5 protein-coding genes are annotated in these 5,593 nt (G+C 25.2%); all 5 read left to right on the forward strand.

Annotated features, from left to right (window positions below; all coding sequences use genetic code 11):
• The first annotated feature begins 232 nt into the window (after window positions 1-232).
• Window positions 233-1,711 (forward strand): DUF2779 domain-containing protein, encoded by a 1,479-nt coding sequence (locus GBG18_RS14530; protein WP_152192230.1) that lies wholly within the window; start codon window positions 233-235, stop codon window positions 1,709-1,711.
• Complete coding sequence (locus tag GBG18_RS14535; protein WP_152192231.1) at window positions 1,712-3,532, forward strand: McrB family protein; 1,821 nt, start codon at window positions 1,712-1,714, stop codon at window positions 3,530-3,532.
• Window positions 3,516-4,943, forward strand: a complete 1,428-nt coding sequence (locus GBG18_RS14540) for a 5-methylcytosine restriction system specificity protein McrC (RefSeq protein ID WP_152192233.1) — start codon at window positions 3,516-3,518, stop codon at window positions 4,941-4,943. Before GBG18_RS14535 ends, GBG18_RS14540 begins: the two co-directional genes overlap by 17 nt.
• Before the next feature lie 46 nt (window positions 4,944-4,989).
• Entirely contained in the window at window positions 4,990-5,271 is a 282-nt protein-coding gene (locus tag GBG18_RS14545; protein ID WP_152192235.1) for a hypothetical protein, read from the forward strand.
• Window positions 5,268-5,593: hypothetical protein (locus GBG18_RS14550; RefSeq protein WP_152192237.1), on the forward strand; the 326-nt coding region annotated here is incomplete at its 3' end. The genes GBG18_RS14545 and GBG18_RS14550, both read left to right, overlap by 4 nt.

Raw genomic sequence — 5,593 nt, forward strand, 5'->3', positions numbered from 1 at the left:
ATTTAGAAAAAGTCAATTAAGAACTCATTATCCTATATCTTGTAGATAAATCAGCAACAAAAGGTCTTTTAGTTACCTCTTCATTCTTTTATACTAAATAGCTACAAAATCTTTTAATATTTTATTTTATATAGTTAACAAGACATAAAGATGTCTTATTAATTATATATACTTTTATTATCATTATATAAGTAAGAAAGTTATAAACTAGCTACCGTAAATAAGGAAAAAAATGTATCTATCTAAATCTCTATATACAAGAGGATTACAATGTGTTAAATCTCTTTGGTTAAAAAAATATAATCAAGATGTCCTTACAATTCCAAATGAACAAACTCAGGCAATATTTAAGACTGGAAATGAAGTTGGGGAATTAGCTTGTAAACTTTTTCCAAATGGAAAAGAAGTTCCATTTAAGCTTGGTTTAGAAGATATGATTATTCAAACTAAGCTTTGGATAAATATGAATATGAAAAATATTTATGAGGCTTCATTTAAATATAATGGTATCTTTATTGCAGTTGATATATTACATGTAATTGATAATGCAAAAAAAGAAGTTAAAATTTATGAAGTAAAAAGTTCAACAAGTGTAAAAGATATATATTTACATGACGCATCAATTCAATACTACGTTCTTTCAAAACTTGGATATGATGTAAAAGAAGTAAATATAATACATATTAATAATGCATATGTAAGAGAAAAAGAACTAGATATAAATAATTTATTTTCAGTAGTTGACATAACTGATGAAGTTAAAAAGTTACAAGAGAATATTCCTTCTTTTCTAAATCACTTTGAAAAGCATTTAGAAGATAAAGAGAATGAACCAAAAATTGATATAGGAATACATTGTAATAATCCATATGATTGTGATGCTATTGATTATTGTTGGAAACATATCCCTGAATACTCTATATTTGATATATCAAGACTAAGAACTAATAAAAAGTTTGAACTATACAATCAAGATATTATCCATTTTAAAGACTTAGAAGATATTTCAAGTTTTTCTCCTGCTCAACAAATACAAATAGAATCAGAGCTATCTCAAAAAGAGATAATAGATAAAGAGGCTATAAAAGAGTTTTTAGATACTTTAACTTATCCAATATATCACTTAGATTTTGAGACATTTCAACAAGCTATTCCAGAGTTTGAGGGATTATCTCCTTTTCAACAAATACCATTTCAATACTCTCTTCATATACAAGAAGAAGATGGAAATTTAAAACACAAAGAGTTTTTGGCATTTGATGGTATAGACCCAAGATATGAGTTAGCTAAAAGACTTGTAGAAGATATTCCAAATGATGTGACTGTATTAGCTTATAATATGGGATTTGAAAAAGGTGTTATAAGAAAGCTTGCAAACCTATATAGCGAGTTTACATATGACTTAATGTCTATTCACGATAATATAAAGGATTTAATGATTCCTTTTCAAAATAAAGATTATTATAGTCCTAAAATGAAAGGAAGTTACTCTATCAAAAATGTTTTACCTGCATTAGTTCCCCAAATGGAAAAAGCATATAAAGATTTGAATTTAATACATAATGGAGGAGAGGCTATGCAAGCATATGCAAATCTATCAAAGATAGAGAACAAAGATGAGAAAGAAGAATATAGAAAAGCATTGTTAGCATATTGTAAGTTAGATACTTTGGCGATGGTTAAGATTTTAGAGAAATTGAAGGAAATATAGATGAGTGGAATTGAATATAAAATAACAGATTATAAAAGTGCTTTTAATTGCTTTGTAGAAAGATTTTTAAAAGATAGGAAATCTATTTTTAGATTAAATGATAATGATATTATTTTAACTACAGAAAGTATTAACTACTTAATGGATAATTTTGTAAATAATGGCTATACGGGTGATGTCAGTTTTGAGGAAAAAGTTAAACATCAACTAGAAAATAAAAGTAGTGATACAAATATTTTAAAAAATGTTATGGAAGTTTTAGTAACAGTAATTTGGCTTTGGAGAATTCCACCTTTCAATGCAAAAAATAGAGGAAAATATATTGAAGACTTATTAAAATCATTAGAGTATGAGAATGAGATTTTAATAGATATAGATAATCCTTTTTTTAATGAATTTGTAGGTTTCGCATCAACAGGGACTTATTATAATACTAATAAACCTATGGAAATAGCATATATTATTAAATTTTTAAAAGGCTATTTAGAAGAAAAAGATAAGGAAGCAATTGAAATCTTAAAGTCAGATAATTTTAATGGAAAAATGCAATTTACTACAACTAAAGATTATTCATATCAAGATAAAAAAAGTAAAACTAATGCACAATTAAGTAATAAACCTGATACTTCTCATGACAAACCTAGAACTGTGTCAATTCATAATGCTCTTTTACACTTATTTGATAGTTTAAATTATGAACCAATTTTAAGTAATGACCATAAAGGAAAAATAGAAAAAGCCTTTTCTAAAATTTTTAATATAGATGAAAAAGATATAGATATGGCATTAAAAGAAATAAAAGAAAAATTAAAAAATTTAGACTTAGAAAATACAAGACAAGATTTACATTTTTTTTATAGTGATAATATAAAAAATATATGGAGTGGTGGATTAGATTTTGAATCAAAAAATATGATTTTACATGGAGCACCTGGAACAGGTAAAACATATATGACAGAAGAAACAATAATATCAAGAAAATTAATTGAAAAAAATAGTGAATATGAGCTTGTACAATTTCATCCCAGTTATGGATATGAAGATTTTATTGAGGGAATAAAGCCAACCGGAATTGAAAAAGGTCAAATGAAGTTTGAACTTAAAAATGGTGTATTTAAGCAAATGTGTATAGATGCTTTTGCTGAATTGAAAAAAGGAAATGATTATGAACAATATTCTCCAAAAACTTTTTATTTTATAGCTGATGAAATAAATCGTGCTGAATTATCAAGGGTTTTTGGAGAATTACTTTTATGTTTAGAGGATGATAAAAGATTAAAGTTTGTAAATGGAAAATTACAAGGTACAAAAGTAAAAACACCAAATTCATCACTTTGGGATGATACTCATGCTGTTATTATAGAAGAAGATGGAAATAAGTATTTTGGTGTACCTGAAAATATTTACTTTATTGGTACTATGAATGATATAGATAGAAGTGTAGATAGTTTTGATATGGCACTTAGAAGAAGATTTGTTTGGAAACACTATAGATGTGATTACGATGTTATTTACAATCAATATAAAGATAATGAAAATGTTGATGCGTATATAAAAGTTTGTGAAAAACTAAATGAACATATTATATCTTCTAAAGGTTTTAATTTAAGTGATGCTTATGAATTAGGACAGTCATATTTTATGAAGCTTAAAACTATTAAGCAAACAGAACTTAATAGAGTTTGGTTAGAACATATATCACCTATTTTAAAAGAATACTTAAGAGCTGAATATAGTGATAAGGAGATACAAAATCATTTAGATAAATCAAAAGAAATTTTTACATTACCAAAAGTAAAAAATAATGATACAAATAGTTGATAATTATAATCTTTTAAATGTAGATATTAAAACGACTAAAAAAGATAGAGAAGATTATCTAAAAAACAATAGATATTGTTGTTTAAGTAGTAGTAAAACTTTAAAAGAACTATCTATAAGTTTACAAGATTATATAGAAAAATCATCAGATAATACTTTTTTCTCTTTTTTTAAAGATGAAGGAAAAAAAGAGTTAAAAAATGAAGATGATTTAATAATCTCTATAAAAAAAGATAGTCAAGATAACTATTTAGCTCAAACGGGTAACTATGTTGGTAAGTTCTTTTGGGATGGTTTAGAAGTAGATATAAAATCAAGATTTAGCAATAAGTTTTTAGAGAGAATGCTAAACTTTACCAATGATATATATCTTGATGATGTAAGTGTATCAGGAGAAGATACAAAAGAATTAGATATATCAAGATTTATCATCTACTATATGTTTGTTCAAAACCTTGAAAAAGCTTTTTTACTTGGTCTTCCAAAAGCCTATAAAAGTATAAATTATCATGATATGAAAGTAAAAGGCAAAATAGATATAAATAGATTTATTAAAAATGATATACCATTTAAAGGGAAAATATCCTCTACAAGTCGTGAACAAAAAGAGATTATAGAGATAATAGATGTATTATATAAAGCTGTAAAAATAATAGATAATAGTTCTTTTAGTACAAAGAATATATCTCATATTAAAACACACTTGAAACAAAATAGAAGTAATAAATATGTCTCAAATGAAACTATAAATAAAGCTATTAAATCAAAAGCTTTGCAAAATCCTATTTTTAGTCCATATAAAAAAGTATTAGAATATGCAAAATATATAATTAATGGTAGTGATATAAAACAAAAAGAAAATGCTTCACAAGAAACCTATGGATTTTTAGTAAATGTCGCTGAATTATTTGAAATATATGTAACAAAACTTTTAGCAAAAGAATTTCCTGACTGGGGTGTTTCAAGTCCAAAAATTGAATTATATAACACTCCAAGTATGTTTTATCAAAGAAAAATTATTCCTGATATTGTGATGATAAAAGATAAGGAGGTAATGGTATTCGATACAAAATATAAACGAATGCTGTTTAGAGGTAGAGATAAATTTGGAAGTGGTGATGTAGATAGAAATGACTTTTTTCAAATCAATACATATATGAGCTATTATCAAAACCATAAAAATAATTACAATGTAAAAGTTGGTGGACTTCTATATCCATTTGAAAAAGAATTTAATAAAAATATTTGTTATAGTGAGAATTGGTTTGATAATAGTAATACTAAGTTTATTATTGATGGAATAGATTTATCTGGTGATATAGAAAATCAAGATGATACTAAATTTTCAGAGATTTTGAAAAGAGAAAGTTCTTTTATTAATAGAGTAAAAGGTTTAATCAACCAGACATAAAGCTGTCTTATCTCTACTTTATAATAATTCTATAAAGGTTGAGAAAGTGAATAAAAATATTAAAACTAAAACAATTCAAATTGAAACAAAGTTAAATGGAGTTTTAATAAAAGGTGAACTTGAGTTTAGCTCAAAAGACTACGGTGTAAGATTGATTGAGCCTTTTAAAGATAGTCACTCATCTCATTTACAATATGCAGTTCCTGCTAAATATGTTTATAAAAAATCAGAAAATCCAGATTGTCATGAAATTAAATTATACGAAAAATCAAAAGAGATTTTAGAATCAATGTATTTAAAGAAAATAAAAGAGGAAATAAAATTATGACCAAATGGAAAAAAGAAGAAACTAAAAAATACAATGAAAAAGTAAAAAATATGTCTATTGAAGATAAAAAGAATTATGACTTTTTATTAAATATTCAAAACAGTTTTAACTCTTTAGTAAAAGAACTTCACGCAAAGCTTTTCCCTGAAGAGTATGATTTTGGGTATGACAGCAATGTAGATGCAAACAGAAGAAGATTAGGTGAAAATCCTATGAGTGATGAGTATATAAATAAAACTAATAAAAGAAGAATCAAATTAGGCTTTTTACGATTAAAGGAAGATGGACATGCACAAGATGGTAGCAAAACAATTGAATATTG

Origin of the sequence: Poseidonibacter ostreae (assembly GCF_009208075.1) — a bacterium.
GTDB lineage: Bacteria > Campylobacterota > Campylobacteria > Campylobacterales > Arcobacteraceae > Poseidonibacter > Poseidonibacter ostreae.